The organism is Flavicella marina, assembly GCF_009193215.1.
Taxonomy (GTDB): domain Bacteria; phylum Bacteroidota; class Bacteroidia; order Flavobacteriales; family Flavobacteriaceae; genus Flavicella; species Flavicella marina.
The window spans coordinates 326,101-350,330 of the sequence record NZ_VYVA01000001.1 but is presented as its reverse complement, the minus strand read 5'-3'; the positions used below and the strand labels follow the sequence as shown (position 1 = coordinate 350,330).

General features: G+C 35.5%; 15 protein-coding genes. All 15 read left to right on the top strand.

The features are described 5' to 3' along the window. Positions 1 to 302: 302 nt before the first annotated feature. On the top strand, positions 303 to 3,386 hold the full coding sequence (locus F6P99_RS01350) for a SusC/RagA family TonB-linked outer membrane protein (RefSeq protein ID WP_152285646.1): 3,084 nt from the start codon (positions 303 to 305) through the stop codon (positions 3,384 to 3,386). A 15-nt stretch (positions 3,387 to 3,401) separates the two neighbouring features. Next, positions 3,402 to 5,180 (top strand): RagB/SusD family nutrient uptake outer membrane protein, encoded by a 1,779-nt coding sequence (locus F6P99_RS01345; RefSeq protein WP_152285645.1) that lies wholly within the window; start codon positions 3,402 to 3,404, stop codon positions 5,178 to 5,180. A gap of 16 nt (positions 5,181 to 5,196) precedes the next feature. Beyond that, on the top strand, positions 5,197 to 6,960 hold the full coding sequence (locus F6P99_RS01340; RefSeq protein ID WP_152285644.1) for a hypothetical protein: 1,764 nt from the start codon (positions 5,197 to 5,199) through the stop codon (positions 6,958 to 6,960). A gap of 12 nt (positions 6,961 to 6,972) precedes the next feature. After that, a complete protein-coding gene (locus tag F6P99_RS01335) occupies positions 6,973 to 7,419 on the top strand; it encodes a hypothetical protein (protein ID WP_152285643.1) in 447 nt (148 codons plus the stop codon). Positions 7,420 to 7,628: 209 nt separating this feature from the next. Then, on the top strand, positions 7,629 to 8,789 hold the full coding sequence (locus tag F6P99_RS01330) for a mandelate racemase/muconate lactonizing enzyme family protein (protein WP_152285642.1): 1,161 nt from the start codon (positions 7,629 to 7,631) through the stop codon (positions 8,787 to 8,789). A gap of 12 nt (positions 8,790 to 8,801) precedes the next feature. Beyond that, positions 8,802 to 10,256: an NAD-dependent succinate-semialdehyde dehydrogenase gene (locus F6P99_RS01325; protein ID WP_152285641.1), complete on the top strand. Its 1,455-nt coding sequence runs from the start codon at positions 8,802 to 8,804 to the stop codon at positions 10,254 to 10,256. A 1-nt stretch (position 10,257) separates the two neighbouring features. After that, on the top strand, positions 10,258 to 11,013 hold the full coding sequence (locus F6P99_RS01320) for an HpcH/HpaI aldolase family protein (RefSeq protein ID WP_152285640.1): 756 nt from the start codon (positions 10,258 to 10,260) through the stop codon (positions 11,011 to 11,013). 31 nt (positions 11,014 to 11,044) lie between these two features. Then, entirely contained in the window at positions 11,045 to 12,052 is a 1,008-nt protein-coding gene (locus F6P99_RS01315; protein ID WP_152285639.1) for an L-rhamnose/proton symporter RhaT, read from the top strand. Positions 12,053 to 12,219: 167 nt separating this feature from the next. Beyond that, entirely contained in the window at positions 12,220 to 13,962 is a 1,743-nt protein-coding gene (locus tag F6P99_RS01310; protein ID WP_152285638.1) for a sulfatase-like hydrolase/transferase, read from the top strand. 112 nt (positions 13,963 to 14,074) lie between these two features. After that, positions 14,075 to 15,427, top strand: a complete 1,353-nt coding sequence (locus F6P99_RS01305) for a sulfatase (protein WP_193315969.1) — start codon at positions 14,075 to 14,077, stop codon at positions 15,425 to 15,427. A gap of 90 nt (positions 15,428 to 15,517) precedes the next feature. Further along, a complete protein-coding gene (locus tag F6P99_RS01300; protein WP_152285637.1) occupies positions 15,518 to 16,951 on the top strand; it encodes a carbon starvation CstA family protein in 1,434 nt (477 codons plus the stop codon). 95 nt (positions 16,952 to 17,046) lie between these two features. Continuing rightward, positions 17,047 to 18,552, top strand: coding sequence for a sulfatase (locus F6P99_RS01295; protein ID WP_152285636.1), 1,506 nt, complete (start codon positions 17,047 to 17,049; stop codon positions 18,550 to 18,552). A 4-nt stretch (positions 18,553 to 18,556) separates the two neighbouring features. Continuing rightward, positions 18,557 to 20,023, top strand: a complete 1,467-nt coding sequence (locus tag F6P99_RS01290) for a sulfatase family protein (RefSeq protein WP_152285635.1) — start codon at positions 18,557 to 18,559, stop codon at positions 20,021 to 20,023. A gap of 21 nt (positions 20,024 to 20,044) precedes the next feature. After that, the gene (galB, locus tag F6P99_RS01285) at positions 20,045 to 22,510 is read left to right on the top strand and encodes a beta-galactosidase GalB (protein ID WP_152285634.1); all 2,466 of its coding nucleotides are present in this window, start codon (positions 20,045 to 20,047) and stop codon (positions 22,508 to 22,510) included. Between the two features lie 7 nt (positions 22,511 to 22,517). Then, entirely contained in the window at positions 22,518 to 24,041 is a 1,524-nt protein-coding gene (locus tag F6P99_RS01280; protein WP_152285633.1) for a sulfatase family protein, read from the top strand. The last annotated feature ends 189 nt before the right edge of the window (positions 24,042 to 24,230 follow it).

Genomic DNA, 24,230 nt, shown 5'->3' with positions numbered 1-24,230 from the left:
TGTTATTTTTTACTTGGATTTTTATCAGGTAATATAGGTTAATTATGGGGTAAAAAAATGACTTTCGAATTGTTAAGTATCTGTTAATTTTACCCTATTACATGTCTATTGAAGTCATCCGATACCGAAGGGTGTTGTTTATTTTTAGATATGTAAAAAAAACGAATACTTAATAACACAATCTAAAACCGATTAATTATGAGCAGAAAAATGAAGAACCTATATATAAAACTGTATCCGAATTAATTTGGAGAGGTTGTCTAACAAAAAATAATGAATAAACTAATCCAATAATTTAGGAAATGAAAATTAAACAAAAATTAAATTTTAAGAAAAGATTGAAGCATTCAGTCCTTTTTATTTTTTTGGCGATGAGCATTACTATTTCTGCTCAAGGGCAGAAAGAGACAATACAAGGTGTTGTTACTGGAGCAGAGGATGGTAACCCAATTCCTGGTGTATCTGTAACGCTTGTGCGTGACGGTAAAACAGTTGGTGTTACAACGAACTTTGACGGAGAATACACTATTGAAGCAATACAGGGTGAAGAGTTGTTATTTAGCTATTTGGGAATGACTGATCAAAAGGTTGTTGTAAATGGAACAACTCTAAATGCGAGTATGGTTGCGAATGTAGATGAGTTAGAAGAAGTAGTTGTTATTGGTTATGGTGCTGTAAAGAAAAAAGAAATTACAGGTGCTGTAACGCAGGTAAAAGCGGCTGAGATTACTTCAGTACAAACACCAGATTTGGCTTCTGCATTGCAGGGTCAGGCAGCTGGTGTAAATGTTGTAGCTTCCGCTGAACCTGGAGGAGAATCGTCAATCTTGATTAGAGGTATTACTTCTTTGTCAGGAAATAATACACCGCTATACGTAGTAGATGGTATTGTTCAAGATGGTGATCCGAATATTCCACCATCAGAGATTGAGTCGATTAATATCTTAAAAGATGCTTCTTCGACTGCTATCTATGGAGTTCGTGGAGCTACAGGAGTTATTTTAATAACAACAAAACAAGGGAAGCCGGGTTCATTACAAGTTCGTTTGAATGCAAGTTATGGTATCAACCATAGAAATGCTGCGATTCCATTAATGAATTCTGTTGAGCAAACATATGCTGATATCGTTCAAAGTAGAAATGTAAACGGCGCTTTTGATGACCAAGTAAGTTTGCAAATCAAACAACAAACAAACCAATTTCAAAATGAAACAAATTTGAATGATTTGATTTTCAAACAAAATGTACCTACTCAGAATTATAACATCAACGTTTCAGGTGGTACTGAAGATATTACTTACAATGTGAATCTTGGTTATTACGATCAAGAAGGACTTCAAATAAACTCTGGATTCCAAAGAATGAACATGAGAGCCAGTACGGTTTACAAGAAGAATAAATTAAGAATTCAATCGAGTGTTGCGTTGCAAACTAGTAAAAGAGATATACCACAAGGGTTCTTATTGTCACAATCAATTGTATATAGACCAACACAAAATGGTATTGATGTTAATGGATACGATGATCTAAGTCAAGGTGGAGATGACGTAAATAGATTAGGTTGGGTAATCGAAAGTTTACAAACGACAAACGTAGAAAAAGGAACAAGAGCAAATGCTTCTTTAAACTTGAACTATGAATTGATGAAAGGACTTTCATTATCAGGGAATTTTGGATTGACTACTAATAATACTATTGGAAAAATCGTTCGTCCATATACTGAAATATACAATACACAAAATCCTCCTCGTCTTCAAAGTCAACCAGAAGATAGTTATATTGATATGAGAACTAGATTTAGTACGAATGTCGTTGGAGAATTAGGGGTTACTTATAATAAAGTGCTTTTCGAAGATCATGATCTTACATTTACTGGGTTTATTACTGCTGAAGAGAGTAGAAGTGAGGCGTTTACTGCAAGAAGAAATGGAGCTACGAATCCTAATATTTCTGTGTTAGATGGTGCTACTGGTACCCAAGCGGTGTCTTCTGGTTTTGACTGGGTAGATACGAGAATAGGTATGATTGGTAGATTACAATATGCCTATAAAGGAAAGTATATTTTTAGTTCGAGTATTCGTAAAGATGGTTCTTCTAAATTCAAAAAAAATCCTTTTGAAACATTCCCATCATTAGCTTTTGCGTGGAATATTTCTGATGAGAAATGGTGGAGCAAAAAAACCATCAATAACTTTAGGTTTAGAGTAAGTCAAGGTACGGTGGGTGTAGATAGAATTCAGTCTTATGCCTTCGCTGCTGGAATAACACAAGATTTGAACTACCATACCTCAGGAGGAGGTGTAAGTTTGGGAGCAGCTCAAACTGATTATGTTAATCAAGAAGTAAAATGGGAATCAACTACACAAAGAAATATTGGTGTTGATTTAGGCTTGTTTAAGAACAGATTGACTTTTGCAGCAGAATATTATCACTCTGATAAATCAGATATGTTATTTCCAGTATTTATTCCTCCATCAACGGGTGGTGGTAACAACGCGCAAGTTGTATTGAATGTTGGAGACATGATCAATAGTGGTTTTGAGTTTACTGCAGGGTTTAGAGGACGTGCCGGAAAAGTTAACTATAGAATGAATGCTACTTTCTCTACAAATCATAATGAAATCACAAAAATTAATGGAGATACCGAGTTTATGCTAACCAACGATAATGGATTGGTTTCAAGAGCGCCTCAACAATCTAGGGTTACTGCATTAGCAGTAGGTCATGAAGCAGCGGCTTTTTTCTTATGGAGAACAGACGGTATTATTGATACGGAAGAGAAATTAGCTGAATATCAAAAGATCAATGCCAATGCTCAAATGGGAGATACACGTTTTATTGATCAAAATGGTGATAACCAACTAGATGTAAATGATAGAGTTTACAGTGGAAGTGGATTGCCTGACTATGAAATTGGTTATACCTTCAATGCAAACTGGAAAAGCTTTGATTTCTCAATGAACTGGTACGCAGCAATCGGACAAGAAATAATGAATGGTTTTAACGCCTATGCTTATGGATTTGGTAGACACAAAGATTTAGTTTATCAATGGCAAGATGTGAATCCAACATCTTCGATTCCAGCATATAGAGACGATGTTAGAAGACATCCAAACTATACAGGTTATTCTGATCTATTCTTAGAAGACGGATCTTACCTTAGGTTAAGACAAATCTCTTTAGGATATAGTATTCCTAGAAAGATAGTAGAAAAGTGGGATGTAAATAGACTACGTTTTTATGTGAGAGCTCAAAATCCATTAACATTTACAAAGTATTCTGGTTACAACCCAGAGATTGGTGGAGGAATCGCAGCAAGAGGACTTGATAAGAGTACAGGACCGATCTCGCAATTGTGGATGTTGGGTGTAAACTTCGATTTTTAATTTAATTTATTTGTAATGAAACAACTAATTTCAAAATATACACTACTTGTATTAACATTGGGTTTATTAAACTCATGTGAAATAACATCAATAGTAGATTTAGATCAAGAAAATCCAAACTTAATATCTACGGATACGTATTGGACGAACTTATCAGAAACAGGAGCAACACTGAATACAGTGTATCAAACTTTACATAGAAATGATCTATTAAATAAGTTTGAAGAAATATTAAGATCAGATATGGGATATCCAGGCTATGGTAGACCAAATCCTAACAATACAGAAGAATCATATTTGCATTTATACACTGCAAGTTCTGAACAAGTACTTGGGAAATGGCAAAACTGTTACTTAGGAATCTTTAGAGCAAATCAGGTTATTGAAGCGCTTGAAGGTTTAGAGTTAACTTTTGGAGATTTACCAGAATATAGATCTCAAATGGCCCAAGCTAGATTTTTTAGAGGATTATTTCACTTTTATTTAGCAACAAGTTATAATGATGGTAGCATCATTATCAGAGATAAAGTGCCTGTAACGGAGGAAGATTTTGCAAAAGGATTGTCATCGAAACAAGAAGTGTTAGATTTCTTAAGAGCTGATTTAGAATTTGCATATAGTAACTTATATAAGAATGGTGAATATCCTGACGGAGATTTAAGTAGAGTTACTTCTGGTGCAGCTGCAACAATTTTAGGAACATCATATTTGTACGAGTTAGATTATACAAAGGCGATGACATATTTTTCTGATGTGATTCAGAATCATGGATATACTTTAGAAACTGATTTGTCAAAAATGTTTACAACTGCAGGTGAGTTTAATAGTGAATCTATTTTTGAGATTAATTTTGCTCCAGAGCAAGCGAGATTAGATTTACAACCTTGGGAAGGTGATTCAGGTACAAACTGGGTCAACGTTCGTACGGCACAAACGAAGGCGGCTGTAGCTCCAGCATGGGCGGTAAATGCTTATAAGACAGAGCCAATGGATCCTTTGAATTCTGCAAATTATTATACAGATGAAAATGGTGCAACAGCCTTACGTCATGTGCCGTTGAGATGTTCGTCTATAATGGCGGTAATCGATGACAATGAAACGATCTACTACTTAGACGGAACGACAAGTCAGTATAACAGATTTGGTGGTGCTAACTGGGGATACGGTTGGTGGAAAATTTACACCAATGATGATATCGTTAGTACAGAAGGAGAATTGCCTGGAGGACAAGCGTATTCTTCTAAAAATATTGTTATGAATAGATTGTCTGACGTTTACTTGATGCAAGCAGAATGTTTGATTAAAACTGGTGATGTTGATGGAGCGTTAGAATTGATCAATGATATTCGTAAAAGATGGGGCTTAGTATTATTAGGTATGCCTAACGGTGATGTTGCTCATACTTACGATGAGTTACCATACGATCAAAATTCATTGATGCAACACTTAATGCGTGTAGAAAAACCATTGGAGACTAGTGTAGAAGGTCATAATATTAGATTCTTGGACTTCCAAAGATGGAAGAAAAGTGATAATTATGGTTTTAAAGAAAGATTAGGTGAACTTGCTACATCTGTTTTTTACGGAGTGAATATTTCTTACTATAACTGGGATACTGAGCAAGTGGTTGCTAGGAATAATAACGCAAGCATTGTTGCAACACAACCTACTTCTGGTTTTTATTTGACAGTTGACTATGAATACAATACACCTTTCTTAAATTATAGTGAAGATAGGCATGGTACGTACCCTATTCCGTTTGATGAAACTAGTACTAACCGTTCGATAGACTAATTAAAAAATAATGAAGATGAAAAATATAAAATTATTATTACTTTCTGTAAGTTCTCTGTTTATAGCGAGCTGCGGTAAAGAATATGCCGATTATACTGCTCCTCAAGACAATTTTGAAGATGTTTCTTGGTTAGCAGGTTTAAATCCACAGTTGGGTGCAGACGCTCAATTTGCATTAAATGCTGATTCAAGTATTTCTTTTTTCAATCTGGCACAAGGAGCGAATAGTTCTGAGTGGATACTTGAAGAAGGGAATTACTTCTTGACAGAAGGTTTTACACAAAGTGACTCTTTGCCTTTGTTTATTGACCCAAATTTAGGGACAACATCTACAAATGATAAAGCACATGTTTTGTTTAGAACTCCAGGAGAGAACAAAGTTACTTTGATCAATACTTTTGATACGGAAGTTGCCTCAAATATGAGTGATACTTATCAAGATTATGTGAAAGAAGAAATTACAGAGGAGAATGGAAAATATACATTCAAAGTGGAGTTTATTTTCGATATCTATGACTATTTGAATCCTGCCTTTACGGTTCAGAAAGATGGAGCTACCGTGTTAACGATTACAGAATCTGATAACCCAAGTTTGGCTGACGAAGCAAACTGGGATGTGGTTGAAGTTGAAGCTGCAACTGGATTGACATTTATAGACAATTCAACGCAAGGTAGACCTAATGGAGGTACGTGGTTTGTTGAAGACGGTGTGCCTAGTAGAGCAGGAGCTGCTCAGCCAGTCAATATTAATTTTTATAAGTTGGGAACTTTTAATGTGGGAACTTTCCGTTCTTTAAGAGTCGCGCCATTGCCAACTTCAAATCAAGAAAAGCTAATTCCTTTAAAAGTTAAAGTTGTACAGTCTACACAACCTTTTAATTTTGATGGAGTGTTAAGAGAAGATGAAAACGAATTGATTTCTTTTAGAGTAAATGGTGAGTTAACTCCTTTTACTGGTAAAGAAGGTAATTTTAGTGTACATGTAACAAATGCCAATGGATTTGATCAAGTAATTCCAGTAGAATCTGTTAGGGTGAATGATGAGAATCCAATTTTTATGGAAATAAAACTTTCACAGCCTATTTACAATAGTGATACTGTTGAGTTATCATACGATGGAAACGGTGCAATTACTTCTGCTGACAACAGAACCTTACAGGCTTTTGGACCTGAGGTTGTTGCGATGCATTATGGTAACAGTATCCTTCCTACAAATTCGGTAGCAAGTTTTGAACCGTCTGGTGGTAATCATACGAATGCTTTTGCAACCAACAAATACTGGATTCCAGGAGGTGGAGGTGCTACAGGGAACTGGAGGTACGGCGCAGGAAATGAAATTTGGGCTAGATCTGAATTTAGAGCTTATACAGGAGGTGCAAGTATGAAATACGAAATACCTGCAGAAGCAACAGCATTGCATACCTTACAACTTTTTGGATTTGGATTGGCGGATGGTCCTGACGGAATTCCAGCTGGTACTTACAGAGTATTCCACTGGGTATATGTAGAGCCAGGAACTACAATCAATGAACTTACATTCGGATTCGGAGGGACTACAGATGTCGCAAAGTTTGATATTTCAGGAATCGCGAAAGGACAATGGGTTCGTGTTAGAGCGAGTAATGATTTAGTTGTAGCTACAGATTTAACTGGAAGTTCTGGTTTAGCGAAACGTAATAATACATCGATTTTACCGGGTGGTAATAATGCTGGTGTTACAGGAGCACAGGTATTGTATCTTGATGAGTTAGAATTTATTGAAGTTGAGTTAAGACCCTAAAAACAAAAAAAGATGAAAAAATTAATAAGTAGTATATTTCTTTTCGCAATAGCGTTGTCTTTCATGGCCTGCGAATCAGAAAACAAATACCCAAGTTCAGGGATTCAATTAACGCCTGTTTACGGAATTACTAATATTAGCAATAGTGCTCTTGTTCAGATGAATGTATATAAGCAAAAAGCATTGGTAGTTAATTATTTAACCGATATAAATGTCTTTAGTGCGGTTACCCGTGATTATGCAGATACTTCAACTGATACTGACTTTGTGTTTCAATGGACGGTTTCGGAAGAAAGAACAGTTTCTGATGTAGTTGAAACATTTACTGTTGTGAGAGTTGTCAATGCTTTAAAAGCGGATGGCAATGGAACGATGGTAGCTACAGCTACCTATCCAGATGGATCTACGGATGTTACGAACCATACAGTAGTAATAACGGAAGCTGAGGTTTATAACTAATGATAATAATAATCAAATAAAAAGAGTGTTTCTAGACAAAAGAAACACTCTTTTTTTTTAGGTAATATTGAGTCAATGAGAAGGTAAAATTCGATTATTATAAGGTAATTTATAGTGGTTTGAAATTTTAGTTAATCGTTATTTTTACATTCATATTCACCTTGAAGATATTGGTTTTCAGTGGTGGTATATCTTACAAATAGAAGAATATGGTAATAGAAAAAATTGAAACTTTTGTGTTAAAAGATAAACTTTCTCAGAGTTTTTTCTTTTCACAGTGGGAATATGCAGAAAGAGCGATTTGTGTGGTAAAAGTTACCGCGTCAAATGGTCAATACGGATGGGGTGAAGGCTACGGTCCTGCAGAAATATTAGAATCAGGAATTGAATTCTTAAAACCTATAGTAATCGGAGAAAATCCTTTAGAAAATGAGGTTGTTTGGAATAAGATGTACCGAAAGACAGCTGATTTTGCTAGAAGAGGTGTTTTGATGGCGTCGATGAGTGCCATTGATATTGCCATTTGGGATTTGAAAGGGAAAGTTTTAAACCTACCTGTTTCAACCTTGTTAGGGGGTTCACATAGAAATCAGGTTCAGCCATATGCTACTGGTTTTTATTATATGGACCACGATAATCCTGCAAGAGATTTTGAAAAAGAAGCGAAATTGTATTTATCTCAAGGCTTTAAGGCTTTTAAGATGAAGGTTGGTTTAGGGATTGAAGCAGATGTTAAGAATGTAAAGTTGTTAAGAGATTTAATAGGTCCTGAATCTAAATTAATGGTAGACTCAAATCATGCATACACTTTAAGAGAAGCAACCGAATTGTCAAGAAAAATTGAAAAGTACGATATAGGTTGGTTTGAAGAACCAATATCTCCTGAGTTTTATGATCAATATAGTGAGTTGAAAACAAAAACTACAATTCCAATTGCAGGAGGAGAATGTGAATATACAAGATTTGGTTTCAATCAATTGATTAAAAATAAATCTGTAGATATCATTCAACCAGATATTTGTGCTAGTGGAGGTTTAACCGAAGCAAAACGTATCGGTGCCTTAGCGAGTGCTAATGGAATTGATATCATACCTCATACTTGGGGAACAGCTATTGGTATCCACGTGGCTTTGCATTTTATTTCGAATATAGAGTCGATACCTGGTAGAATGTATCAGCCAAATTTCTTAATGGAATACGATCAAACAGAAAATGGTTTAAGAGAAAACCTTACCTTTCCTTCGATCGAGATGAAAGACGGGATGATTGATGTTCCTAACCGACCAGGATTGGGCATAGATGTTGATGAAGAAGTTTTGGAAAGATATACATATAAAAAAAACGGAATAGTACTAAGTAGTATTTTATAAAAAGCATAAAAGATGAAAACAGAGAAATTCGGATATAAAAAATTATACATCGACGGTCAGTTGGTCGATTCAGTAAGTGGTGAAAAAGATGATGTTGTTTGTCCTGCAACTGGTGAAGTTATTGCGCAAGTTGCAAGAGCAGGGAAGGAAGATGCTGAAAAAGCATTGGTCTCAGCTAAAAAAGGATTTAACTTTTGGAAGAAACTTTCTTTAAACGAAAGAACAAAGTGGATGTTAAAGCTGAGAGATGCTATTTTAGAAAAAGAGCACGAGTTAAGAACTGCAATGGTTCATGAAATGGGTAAAACCTATGCAGGTTCTCAAGAAGATATAGATAGACTTACTGAGGCCTTAGAGTGGTATCCAAGTGCAATGCAAAATTTAAGAGAAGAGCAAATTCCGGATCATGACAATACACATATTCATAAAATGATTTCTCAACCAGCAGGTGTTGCGGTTGCGTATCTAGCTTGGAATTTTCCGTTGTTAAATGTTGGGTATAAAATTGGTCCAGCATTGGCATCAGGATGCTCATTAATTATCAAACCTTCTGGTTTATCACCACTTTCTTCTTATTTGATTGGTGAGATTTTACATAGTATCGATTTTCCTGCGGGAGTTGTGAATATATTGGCAGGTCCAAGTAGTGAAGTTGCAACAACAATGACAACGAGTAAAATACCTGCTGTATTGACAATGATTGGTTCTACACAAACAGGTCAAAAGGTAATCGCTGATAGTACAACTTCTATTAAAAAATTAGGAATGGAATTGGGTGGAAATGCTCCTTTTATTGTGTTTGAAGATGCTGATTTAGATACTGCCTTGAACTTAGCTATTGGTTTGAAGTTCGGAAACACAGGTCAAATTTGTGTTGCAGCGAATAGAATCTTTGTGCATAGAAATATCTATGATAAGTTTATCAAAGAATATGTAAAAAGAGCTGCAGATGTAAAAGTAGGATTTGGAATCAAGGAAAACGAAGATGTTTTTATGGGGCCCTTGGCAGATCCTAAAGCAAGAGAAAAGATGTTTGAATTGATCAAAGATGCAACTAGCAAAGGAGCAAAATTAGAATTTGGAGGAAATATTCCAGAAGGTTTGCCAGAAGGTGGTAACTGGATGGAGCCAACGATTTTGTCTGGAGCCAACATGGATATGAAATTATTTAATGAAGAAACTTTTGGTCCAGTTGCTGGTGTTATGCCATTTGATACGGATGACGAAGTATTGGAATTGGCAAATGATACTGAATTTGGTTTGGCATCTTATATATTCACAAACAACCATAGAAGAATTGAAAGATTTTCGGAGGAATTAGAGTTTGGTGAAGTGCAAGTGAATGGAGTGAAATATGCTATTTATTTACCTCATGGTGGTTTCAAGAATAGTGGAATAGGGCATGATTGTTCTCACCTTGCATTAGAAGATTACTTAGTTAAAAAACGTGTAACAACAGCTTTATAATATGAATAACTTACAAAAAAGTTTAGGTGAAGGAAAAACACTTGTCGGACCGTTTTGCAAATTGCAAGACCCAGCAATTGTTGAGATTGCCGCGTTTAGTGGATTTGATTTTGTAATCATTGATATGGAGCATGGGCCTTATAGCATTGAATCTGCTCAGAATATGATTAGAGCAGCAGAAGCTAAAGGTATTACACCAGTGGTGCGTGTTACTGAAAATTCAGAAACGCTGATTCTACGAACGTTAGATATCGGAGCGAAATGTATTCAAGTACCTCAAATATGTACCAAAGCAGACGCAGATAAATTAGTAAAATCTACAAAGTTTTATCCGAAAGGAGAAAGAGGAATGTGTCGCTATGTACGTGCTGCAGAATATACTAATATTTCAGGCGCAGATCATTTTGGTAAAGCAAATGACTCTGTCACTACAATAATTCATATCGAAGGTATGGAGGGGATAGAAAACCTTGAAGAAATTGTTCAAGTAGATGGGATTGATGTTATATTTTTAGGTCCTTACGATTTGTCTCAATCTTGTGGTGTTCCGGGTCAAGTAAATGACCCTAAAGTTGTGGATGCAATGAAAGCTGCCGTCGAAACGGCCAAAAAATACGGAAAATCTGTAGGAACGTTTACTGAGTCTCCAGAAAAAGCTAAAATGTGGAAAGAAATTGGTGTTCAATACATTTCTTATGCAGTGGATGTTGGAATTGTAATGAATGCTTTTAAAGAAATTACTTCACAAGTAAAATAATATTAATTAAACTAAACTTAATCAAAACAGTATGGAATCAACTATGTTTTTACCATTTTTACTAGTAATCGTTGCTAGTGTATTTCAAGGTTCTTTTGGGCTTGGAATGAAATTTATGGAACCTTTAAAATGGGAGGCTTGGTGGCTCGTTCATTCGATTTTTGCGATGATATTATTGCCAACAGCTTGGGCTTATTTTGTAACTCCAGATTTGTTCACAGTTGTTACAAGTGCCCCTTCAAATGTAATTCTTACTGCCATGGCTTTCGGTGCATTATGGGGAGTTGGTGGAATTATGTTTGGGAAAAGTGTTCCTTTTATTGGGATTTCTTTGACGTATGGTATTGTAATGGGAGTTTGTTCTGCTGCTGGTGGTTTGATTCCTTTATTTACTGCGGATGATGCAGGATATCAAGAAATGGCTCCGCATTTGCCATATATCTATGGAGGAGTTGTAATTATGTTGATCGGTGTTGCACTTACTGCATATGCAGGTGTGCAAAAAGATAAATTACAAGCAGGTGGTTCAGAACAAAAAATCAACTTAAAAGCAGGGTTAGTTATTGCAATTTTAAGTGGGTTTTTATCAGCATTTTTAGCTGTAGGTTTTGCTGAAGGTAGTGCCATTGGTAAAATAGCTCAAGATGCAGGAGCGATTTCTAGAAACAGTAGCTTGGCAATTTGGGTTGTTGTGCTTTGGGGTGGATTCGCAATCAATGCGTTGTATGCTTTGTTTTTATTATTTAAAAACAATACTTGGAGCTCTTTTAGCACTCCGAATGCAGGCAAAGCATATATGTGGTCAATAGTAGCTGCAATATTATGGTTTGGGGCTTTAGGTATTTACGGACAAGGAGCAACATTAATGGGAGAAATAGGGAAAGTTATTGCATGGCCAATAATGCTTGGATTATCTCTTATTGTTGGTAATGTTTGGTCTTATATGAACAAAGAGTGGGATGGAGCTAAAAAGCCTTTTAATATTATGTTATTGGGAGTTGCTGTAATTATAGTTGCTGTTGTAGTAATGGGATTATAGAATTCTAAAAATACATTCATGTAGAGTCAAAGCTTTAGATAGCTTTGACTCTTTTTTGGTTAAAAAGGATTAATTTTTACACATATAGGAATATATAAGTTTATTTTTCACTTTGTCATCCTTGTAAATTTACAGTTCAAATTAGCTTAAAATATAATTATATCATTATGACCTTTAAAAGTTTTATCTCAGTAATAACACTATTGATTGTATCAATACAAACGACGTTTGCCTCAGATCCACCACTAAGACCCAATATTATTTTCATTTTAGCTGATGATTTAGGGTATGCAGATGTCGGGTTCAATGGAGGAACAGATGTTGCAACTCCGAATTTGGATAAACTTGCAACGGATGGAACAATTTTTTCTTCAGCATATGTTGCACATTCATTTTGTGGTCCAAGTAGAGCAGGTTTATTAACAGGTAGGTATCCACATGCGTTGGGGTCTCAATTTAATTTGCCTCAAGATACACCTGACGGAATAGATACAAATGAGAAGTTTTTTAGTAAAGTTTTACAAGAGTCTGATTACAATACAGGTTTGATTGGTAAATGGCATTTAGGAGAAGAGGAACAGTATCATCCAAATAATAGAGGTTTTGATTATTTCTACGGCTTTTTGGGAGGCGGACATAAGTATTTTACGTCTCAATATTTAGATGCGCATGCAAACGGACAAAATTGGGATTATTTACGACCGTTGCGTGAAAATTTTGGATTGGCGAATGAACCACGTGATTTATATATCACAGATTTATTCTCAACAAAAGGAGTTGAATTTATTCAAAATGCTGAAGCAAATGACGATGAACCATTTATGTTGTTTATGTCTTACAACGCTCCACATAGTATTATTGAAGCGAAACAATCTGATAAAGATGCGTTGAGTGCAGCTCCTTATAATTTTTCTTATACGAACGATAGAAGACATATCTATGCTGCGATGGTTTACTCTTTAGATAGAGGAGTCAAAGAGTTGGTAGATGCATTAAAAGCAAATGGAGAATTTGACAATACCTTGATTGTTTTTTTGAGTGATAATGGTGGTAGAACCGATAATATAGGAATGGGTAATAACACACCACTTAGAGGAGCAAAAGGAGATACTTTTGAAGGTGGTTTTAGAGTTCCGATGTTTTTTCACTGGCCTGCTAAAATACCTGCGGGTTCCGTGTACGATTACCCTGTATCTGCTTTGGATTTTTATCCTATGTTTGCAAATCTTGCAGGTGCAACAATTCCAAATTCAAAAGTTATAGATGGTATTGATATCCTTGACGATGTAGTGGCGAATACAAATGCTCGTAGTGGTAAACCTATTTTTGCAATGCGCCATACGGCAACAAATAATAGAATTGGTGTTCGAAAAGACCAATGGAAATTATACAGTGCAGGGAATGGAGTGTTTCAGCTTTACAATATTACAAATGACATTGGTGAAACTACAGATGTTAGTTCTTCAAATGCTGATATTATGGAAGAAATGATTGAAGAAGCTTATAACTGGTCTAAAACTCATATTCAACCGTTGTTTTTCGATAATCCTTCACTAGAAACAAATTGGCAAAATAATAATATGCCAAACTGGAACAAAACGTTTCCGTCTTCTTTAGCTGTAACTAATGTATGGGAAGATGAAACTATTTCTGGTTATGTGTACCCAAATCCAACTGACAAATTAAGTCTTTCGATAGGGTTTAATTCAGAAGTTTATGACCCAATTGATGTTACGATTTTTGACCAACAAGGACGATTGCTTCAAAAAGAAATGAATATTGCTGTTTCCGATAATGGTTCGGTTCAGTTTGAAATGAATAACAAAATTAAATCAGGGCACTATGTGGTGCATGTAAAATCTGGTGCTATAACTTTCGCAAGAACGTTAATCGTGGAGATGAATTCTTAAAAAAAAATCAGCGATTGTAAATCGTTATGTACGCTGTAAGACGTATAATAAACTCTGAAGAACAGAAAAAGTATTTATTTTTCTGTTCTTCGTGTATCATAAAAATATAATAATGAAAAATATTCTCTTCACTCTAATTGCCTTAGTCTCTGTGTCCTTAATGGCTCAAAAAAAACCGAACATAGTTTTACTTTTTGTAGATGATTACGGTTGGAATGATATAGGCTATAGAAATGATTCTTTTCAAACGCCAAATTTAGATCAACTAAAAACAGAATCTTTAGATTTTGAAAGAGCTTATATTCCAACCCCAACTTGCAGTCCGAGTCGTTTGTCGTTGTTAACGGGTAAAGAAGCTGTCAGACTTCAAATGGTGCGTCATATTCATTTAGATCCAAAGAACCCAGATGCAAAATTTGGTTCTTGGCCAAAAGACCCAGTTCAAATGCCCTCGTTGAATTATTTGCCATTAGAGGAGGTTACTTATGCTGAGCGATTGAAAGAATATGGGTATTACAATATGTTTGTTGGAAAATGGCATTTGGGGCATCAAGGTAGGTATCCAATCGATCAAGGTTTTGATGCTGAATTTGGAGTAACAGATCATGGGCATCCAAAAAGTTATTACTATCCGTTTTTTAAGGGAGGAGATCCAAACAATTTTATGGCGGCATATACAAAAGGTGATTATTTGACAAATGTGTTAACCGATGGAGCGGTCGATTTTATCAAAACCTATGACAAAGCCGATCCATTTATGTTGTCTTTTTGGTACTATTCTGTTCATGGACCTTCTGTGGGGAGAAAGGACTTGTTGAAAAAGTACCAAGACAAAGGAATCACAGGAAAATATGCACATCATCATGCGATGGTAGAGGCGATGGATGAATCAGTAGGTAAGGTGAGAGCAGCTTTAAAAGAAAAAGGAATTGCAGATAATACGATTATTATCGTGCTTTCAGATCAAGGAGGTGCCTATTCAAATGCTCCTTTAAGAGGTGGGAAAAAAGGAGGAGATACGCTTGCCGAAGGTGGAGCGAGAGTTCCTTTCATGATCTATTATCCTGGAGTTACAACTCCCAACACAGTATGTCATACTCCCGTTCAATCAATTGACTTATATCCTACATTAGTTGAAATCGCTTCGGGTAAAAAGTGTCGTGATAAACAAATTCAAGGAGTTAGTCTATTACCAATTATTGAAGGCAGAGGTATAAAAAATAGAAATCTATTTGGTTTTCGTAGTTATGAAGATCAGTATGCTTCTATTACAAATGGTGATTACAAGTTAATCAAATACCACTCCGGAAAATACCAGCTTTACAATGTAGTACAAGATAGAAGTGAAGAAAATGATTTGATGGGTAAGGGATTGAAAATAGAAAAGAAATTGATAAAAGATCTTGCAAAATGGGAAAAGAAAGCGGTCCCAAGCTTTGGTCCAGAGCAGTTACTTGAAAAATAATATCCAATCTTAGTGTTTTAGTCTTGCATGGTAACAATACTTACTAAGTAAGAATCCATTATATTTACGCGTCAAATTCTAAATTTTGTTATGATTACGTTATTCATTTGTATTGGAGTATTAGTTGCAGGTTATTTTGTTTATGGAAGGTTTGTTGAAAAAACTTTTGGTGCTGATGTATCCAGGGAAACACCTGCTATTACAAAACAAGATGGAGTAGATTTTATGCCATTGAAACTCAGTAAAATATTTTTGATTCAATTCTTAAATATTGCTGGTTTAGGACCAATATTTGGCGCAATTGCTGGGGCATTGTGGGGGCCTGCCGCATTTTTATGGATTGTATTTGGTTGTATTTTCGCTGGTACCGTTCACGATTATTTTTCTGGGATGCTTTCAATGCGTCATGGAGGTCAAAGTATTCCTGAAATAGTAGGAAGGTATCTCGGTCAAGGGGTGCGTCAATTTATGCGCTATTTCTCGATAGGTTTGTTGATTTTAGTTGGAGTGGTTTTTGTGAAAGGACCAGCTTCAATTCTTCAAGAGCTAACTGGTTTTAATGTTTCTATTTTAATCGGTTGTATTTTTTTATATTATTTATTGGCTACTTTGATACCAATAGACAAATTAATTGGTAAAATATACCCGTTTTTTGGAATGTGTCTTTTGGTAATGGCAGTAGGGTTGTTCTTTACATTGGTTTTCGGCGACTATACCGTACCCGAATTGACTTTGGGTACTTTTAGAAATATGCATGAAAACCCTGAGAAATATCCGTTGTTTCCAATGTTGTTTGTGACAATTGCATGTGGTGCGGTTTCTGGCTTTCATTCGACGCAATCTCCTTTGATGGCGAGATGTATTTCTAACGAAATGGATGGTAGAAAAGTTTTTATTGGTGCAATGATAACTGAAGGTATTGTGGCTCTGATTTGGGCGGCCGTAGCGATGGCGTTTTTCGGAGGAATCGAAAAATTGGCAGAAACAATGGCTGTTGAAGGTCATAATGCAGCATGGGTAGTAAATATAATTTGCAATACTATGCTAGGAAAAATAGGTGGGATACTTGCAATTTTTGGTGTTGTTGCCGCACCTATAACTTCGGGTGATACTGCTTTTAGAAGTGCGAGAATTACAATTGCGGATTCTTTCAATATAGATCAAAGTAAATTGTTGAAAAGACTATGGGTGACGATTCCAATGTTTGTATTAGCATTTGTTTTAACGAAAGTTAATTTTGCCATTATTTGGAGGTATTTTGGTTGGTCGAATCAAGTTCTTGCAACGATTGTATTATGGGCAGCTACAGTTTATATGAGACAGCGTGGAGCCAAGTATTGGTTTTTGCTAATTCCCTCAGCGTTTATGACAATGGTTGTTGCGGCATACATACTTGTATCGCCAGAAGGTTTTGCGCTTTCGTATGTGATATCTGTTATTGTTTCGCTACTTGTTGCACTTTTGTTATCAACCTGGGTGGTGTTGTTAAAAAGTAAAAAACATTTGAACGCAAAAGCGGCTTAATTTTGAGTTGATTTACTTTCGAGTACATGTGATTAACTCATAATGACAAGTTTGGTCTTTTGTTTGTTTAGTTTTACTGAAAATAGTGACTTTATATGACAAGGATTATTTACATACTTGTATTTTTTTTGGTGATATTACATGATAATGGAAAAGCGCAGAACTCAGTACAACCTAATGTATTATTTATTGCGATAGACGATTTAAATGATTGGATTGAACCTTTGCGTGGTAATAATCAAACAATCACACCAAATCTGAATAAATTTTGTGATAAAGGGGCAGTTATTTTTAATAATGCTGTATGTCCTGCACCTGTTTGTGGTCCTTCTAGATCTGCAATTCTATCTGGTTTTATGCCAAACAAAACAGGAGTTTATGGAAATGGTACAAACATGATTTATACCGACTTGGTAAAAGAAAATGCAACGTTGCCAGAATACTTTTCAATAAATGGATACCATACATTGGCTGATGGTAAGATATTTCATAAGCATGCAACTGAACACGGTACTGATTTTGGTCATTGGGCATTTGATGAGTTTTCGAGATCAAGAAGGTATGTGAAAGATAATGCCGACCCTAATTATGTTACTAGTGCAAAACAAGGAATTATCAAAGGTGAAAAATCGCCTGAATTTAAGGCAAAAGCAAAATTAAGCTGGGGGCCGACGAAAAGTAATTTTGAAGAAACTGTAGATTATAGAGTAGCAAAGTGGGCGAGTGATCAGTTAAAAAAAGAAAGAGATAAACCCTTCTTTATGGGAGTAGGTTTTATAAAACCACATTTGCCGTGGTTTGTTCCAAGCGAATTTTTTGACAAATTTGATTTAGAAACTATTGAAGTTCCTGAGATTTATAATAATGACCTACAAGATATTTTAAAACCAAATGGGCAGTTGGCTTTTCATCCTACAGAAGAATACAAATGGATAAAAAAACATGGATTAGAAAAAGAAGCAACACGAGCATATTTGGCAAATGTTAATTATGTGGATACGTGTTTAGGTATCGTTTTAAATGCCTTAGAAGAAAGTGGGAAGGCAGAAAATACTATTGTTGTGATTTGGGGAGATCATGGTTGGCATCTTGGTGAAAAACTGAGGTATTTAAAAAACACGTTATGGTCTGAAGCAGTAAAACCACCTTTTATAGTGCGTTTGCCAAAGATGGATGAAAAAGTTTATTGTCCTGCTCCTGTTAATTTAATTGATATGTTTCCTACATTGATAAATCTGTGTGGTTTGCCTTCAAAAGAAATTGATGGTCATGATTTTTCTATGTTATTAGACAATCCTAGACATAATTGGGACTACCCTGGAATTACAATTTCAGAATCAGGAACATCTGTTTTGACGGAAAGATGGCATTATATCCAATACCTCAATGGAATCGAAGAATTTTATGATTTGAAAAATGATCCTAAAGAATGGAATAATCTAGTTTCTATCAAAAGTTACCGTGAAACAATTTTAGAGTTCAAAAAATGGATCCCGAAATATAGGGTAAAAGCCAAGCGAATTCATTTTCCAAAACCAAAAAATTATGTGGATGCAGATGCGGATCCAGCATTAAAAAGAGATATATCTAAACTAAAATAAATCAATGATGAGCAATTTTACTCAGTTAATTCATTTAAAACTATTTTTACTTCTTGTACTTAGTCAACTACAAGTTTTTTCTCAAGATAAACCGAATTTAATTATCGTTCATACGGACGAACATAATTTTAGAACCTTGAGTTGTTATCAAAAATTATTGCCGGAAGACCAAGCTTTTGTTTGGGGGAAAGGCAATAATGTGCATACTCCGAATATAGATAGAATAGCATCGGAAGGTGCAATATGTACCAGCTATTACGCTTCTTCCCCTGTATGTACTCCGTCAAGAGCTTCTTTAGTAACCGGACTATATCCGCAAGCGACAGGTGCTCCGAAAAACGGACTTCATTTACGTGAAGATATACCAACTTTCGCTACGGTATTGAAAGATGCAGGATATGCTACATCTTACGTTGGTAAATGGCATTTGGCAGGAAACAAAAAATATACTTTTAATATTAAGTACAAAGCAGGGTTCGACGATAATCGATACATGATGACAGGCGGACATTCTCCATATTTTCATATTAAAAATGGTAAAATAAAAGCTATCAACGATAAAATGGTTTCTAAATTTCCAAAGGAAGAGGTAGTACATTTAACAGATTATTTTACTGAAAAAACCTTAGAAATTCTAGAAAGAGATAAAAATAAATCTTTCGCTTTGATGCTGTCAATTCCAGATCCGCATACTCCAGATCATGCCAAAGAACCTTATAGCAGTATGTATAAAGATTTGGATATCAAAGCTCCAATAACTATGGATCCTAATTTTGTGAAAGCAAAACCTATGTGGGGTAAAGGAGGCGATAATGAAGCAGTAAATAAAAAATCTTTTGAGAACGAAAAAGAAGCATTGAAGCAATATTTTGGTATGGTAAAACATATTGATGATTGTGTAGGTCAGATTCTTTCGTTTTTAGATGATAACAATCTTACAGACAATACGATTATTATATTTACTTCAGATCATGGAGATATGTTTTTTGAACACAATAGAAGAAACAAAGGGGTACCCTATGAAGCTTCCTCAAGAATTCCATTCGTAATCCGATATCCAAACAAAATAAAATCAGGAAAAGTAATTAATACGGCATATACAAATGTTGATTTTACTCCAACTATTCTTGGGATGATGGGCGTACAAACAGATGCAAAATTCCATGGAACTGATACTTCAGAAGATTTTACAAATTCTAAAAAGAAGATTGATTCTGATCGAATTACTTATTTTGCGAAGAATGGTGGTTGGTGGGTAGCCGCTGTAAACGATCGTTATAAATTGGTGATTGATAAAAAAGAAAAACCTTACCTGTTTGATCTTGAAAAAGATCCATTCGAACTAGAGAATAAATATTACGATTCAAAATACAAAACCGTTGCGAAAGAGATGCAAACTACCTTGTTTGAATTGTTAAAAAAATATGATGAGCCTGGTTTGAAAATGAATCAAAAATACATCACAAAATAAATTAATTAGAAAACAATCATAATGCAAAAAAAACACATTTTAACACTCGTTTATTTTTTGTCAATCATTTCTACTTTTGCGCAAAGAGAAATCAATTCATTTAACGACAATTGGAAGTTTGCTAGGTTTGGCACCATGCCAGATGGCTCAATACTAAATGAGCCTAAAGATCTTGATGAACCATCTTTTGACGATACAGCCTGGAGGGTTTTGAATGTGCCGCATGATTGGGGTATTGAAGGTCCGTTTCGAGCAGAATTACCGAATCAAACGGGTAAGTTGCCTTGGGCTGGGATCGGTTGGTACCGAAAAGAATTCACTTCACTGAAAGAAGATCAAGGTAAAAAAATATTTGTCGAATTTGATGGAGCAATGTCTCGTACGAAAGTATTTGTAAACGGAGGATTTGTGGGGGAATGGCCTTATGGTTATTCTTCATTTAGAATAGATATTTCTAGATATGTAAAAGTAGGACAAGTAAATACAATAGCAGTTCGTTTGGATAATAAAGAAGCTTCTTCAAGGTGGTATCCAGGAGGAGGAATTTATAGAAATGTTCGTTTGGTAAAAACAAGCCCTATCCATGTGTCAGAATGGGGAGTTTTTGTTACAACTCCAGAAGTTTCGAAGGCAAAAGCTACTGTGAAAATCGAAACAGAAATCAGTGGGGATATTGAAGATGTTACCATAGGTCATGAAATATTTACGAGAGAAGCGTCACCAGTTTCTGTTGGGAGAATTAGAGTTAAACCCAATGAAATTGGGTATGTTGCCATTGAGAATCCTAAATTATGGGATCTAAATAATCCGAATTTGTACGATGTAAAAACAAAGGTTTTCAAGGGAGATAAAGTTATAGATGATTACGATTCTTATTTTGGAATTAGAACTATTGAGTACAATGCAACACAAGGGTTTTTATTAAATGGTGAAGTGCTGAGGATGAATGGTGTTTGTCAGCATCACGATTTAGGACCTTTAGGTGCAGCGATTAATGTTCGTGCTATGGAAAGACAAATTGAAATATTGAAAGATTTTGGTACCAATGCTATTCGAACTTCGCACAACCCACCGGCACCGGAGTTTTTAGAGTTGTGTGACGAAATGGGAGTTTTGGTTCAGGTAGAAGCTTTTGATGTATGGGAGAAGAAAAAAGTCGACAATGATTATTCGACATTATTTGGAGCATGGCATGAGAGAGATTTAAGAGCGATGGTTCGTAGAGATCGTAATCATCCATCAGTCGTTATGTGGAGTACAGGTAACGAAATGATTGAGTTGAGACAAGGTCAAGATGCACCTATGGCAGAGATGTTAGCGGATATCATTAGAGATGAAGATACAACAAGACCAACAACATTTGGCTGTAGTCGTCCAGAAGCCACGACCAATGGATTTCAAAAGACGGCAGATGTTTTTGGGTTGAATTACAAACCTCATTTATACGAAGAGGTGCATAAAGCCAATCCTGATTTACCTATATATGGATCTGAAACAGCTTCAACGATTAGCTCTAGAGGAGAGTATTTTTTCCCTTTTTCAGAAAATAAAAAAGAAGGGAGTGGGGGTAATTTTCAAGTGAGTAGTTACGATTATTCTGCTCCGAATTGGGCGTATCGACCAGATATTGAATTTGAAGCACAAGATAAGTTGCCTTATGTTTTTGGTGAGTTTGTATGGACAGGATTCGATTACCTTGGTGAGCCAACACCTTATAATAAAGATAAAACGAACTTGTTGAATTTTACTGACCCAGCTGAAAAGGCACGTATGAAAGCTGAGTTAAAAAAATTAGGAGGCAACATTCCTCCTAGAAGTTCTTATTTTGGAATTGTTGATTTATGTGGCTTCCCAAAGGATAGGTATTATTTATATCAGGCAAAATGGAAGCCAGAATTGCCAATGGCACATATTTTACCTCATTGGAATTGGCCAGAAAGAGTGGGTGAAATTACACCTGTTTTTGTATACACTTCGGGAGACGAAGCAGAGTTGTTTTTGAATGGTAAATCATTAGGAAGAAAGAAAAAAGGAGCTTATGAATATCGTTTACGTTGGATGGATGTTGTTTATAAACCAGGAGAATTAAAAGTAGTTGCTTATAAAAATGGTAAGAAATGGGCAGAAGACAAAGTGAAAACAACCTCTAAGGCGAGTAAATTAAAACTACAAGTTGATCGAAAAACCATCGATGCAGATGGTCAAGATTTGGCATTTGTTACCGTGTCGGTCATTGATAGAAAAGGAAATGTTGTTCCCAGAACACATAACAGTGTCTCCTATACAATCGAAGGTCCAGGTGAAATTATAGGAGTAGGGAATGGAGATGCAACAAGTCATGAATCTTTTCAAGCAACTGATAGAAAAGTTTACAATGGTTTGGCATTGGTAATTATCCGAACGAAGAAAGGTGAAGCCGGAAAAATAAAATTAAAAGCTACTTCAAAAGGATTGCGAAGTGCGAAAACTACAATCACTTCAAAATAATAGAGATATGAAAAAAATAGTTGGAATTGGTTTAGGTATTTGTGCGTTGGTATTTACTGCGTGTTCAAGTACTCAAACGAAAAAAGAAGCTCAAAAGAAGCCAAATATTCTATGGATCATAGCTGAAGATTTATCTCCATTTATGGGGTGTTATGGTGATTCTATCAACAAAGGTCATACTCCTACAATTGATAAGTTCGCAAGTGAAGGAGTGTTGTTTAAAAGAGCGTATGCTACTGCACCTGTTTGCTCTGCGAGTAGGTCAGCTATCATGACAGGGATGATGCAAACTACCACGGGTACACATAACCATAGATCTAGCAGGTATACAAATGGTGAGTTGGTGCCCGAAGAATTGAGAATCCATTTGCCAAAAGGCATGAAAACGATTCCGGAATTAATGAAAGAAGCAGGCTACTTTACTTTCAATAGTGGAAAAGATGACTATAATTTTCATTATGATAGAAGAGCAATGTATGACACAGGAACCAAAGAAGATTATGTAGCAGGAATGAACGGTTGGCAAGGAAATTTTGCTGTAGACTATATGTCGTATACCGTTGGGAATTGGGGTGATCGAAAAGATAAAAATCAACCATGGTTTGGTCAAATGCAGTTGATGGGTGGAAAAAAAGATTCTAAGTACGTGAGAAAAGGTGAAAAGTTAGCAATTAATGATGTGCCTTTACCTCCTTATTTTCCTGATATCAAATCGCAAAGAGCTGCATGGACAGACCACTACAATGCAAATAGAGGTTCTGATGTGAAAGTAGAAGAATTGTTGAAACAGTTAGAAGCGGATGGTGAACTAGAAAATACCATTATATTTTTCTTTTCCGACCATGGAAGCAATACTTCTTTACGCCATAAACAATTTTGTTATGAAGGTGGGATGTTGGTTCCATTAATTGTAAAAGGAGATGAAAAATTATTGAAACCAGGTACCGTAAGAAATGATTTGGTATCACTGTTAGATGTATCGGCAACTACCTTGGCGATGGGTGGTGCTGAAATGCCATCATATTTAGTAGGGAGAGATTTATTTGCAAAAAATTATAAAGAAGAAGAGTTTATTATTGGGGCAAGAGATCGTTGTGATTATACAATCGATAGAATCAGAACTGTAGTTTCGAAAAAATACCGTTACATAAAAAACTACTTTCCCGATAGGCCTATGATGCAAGCGGGGTACAGAGATAAAAAACCGATTGTAACTGATTTGAAAAAACTACATGCTGAAGGTAAATTAACGCCATATCAAGATAAACATTGGTTCGGTATTAGACCTGTAGAAGAATTGTATGATTTAGAAAAAGATGTGCATCAGATGCATAATTTAGCACTTGATCCTGAATACAAAAGTGTTTTAGAAAAACACAGAGAAGTATTGACTGCTTGGGAAAAAGAAACTGATGACAAGGGGCAGTATCCAGAAGCAAGCGCTCAACTTAAAGCGACTTATGATATGTGGAAAGATAGACCTAGGTTTAAAAATGCCAAAATAAATCCAGAATACGATCAGTTCAAATAAATAATAAAAAACGGAGTTTAACACTCCGTTTTTTTTTGTTCAAAATTTGGTAAAGATGTTTGTTGAAAGTTTGTCTGGATGTTCAATTTACACGATTTAGAAGACAAATGATTTATTTTAGGATAACCTAGAGTTATGCTTTTTGAAAATCTATTGTAACGTGTAACTTGCGAAAAATTTAACTATCGA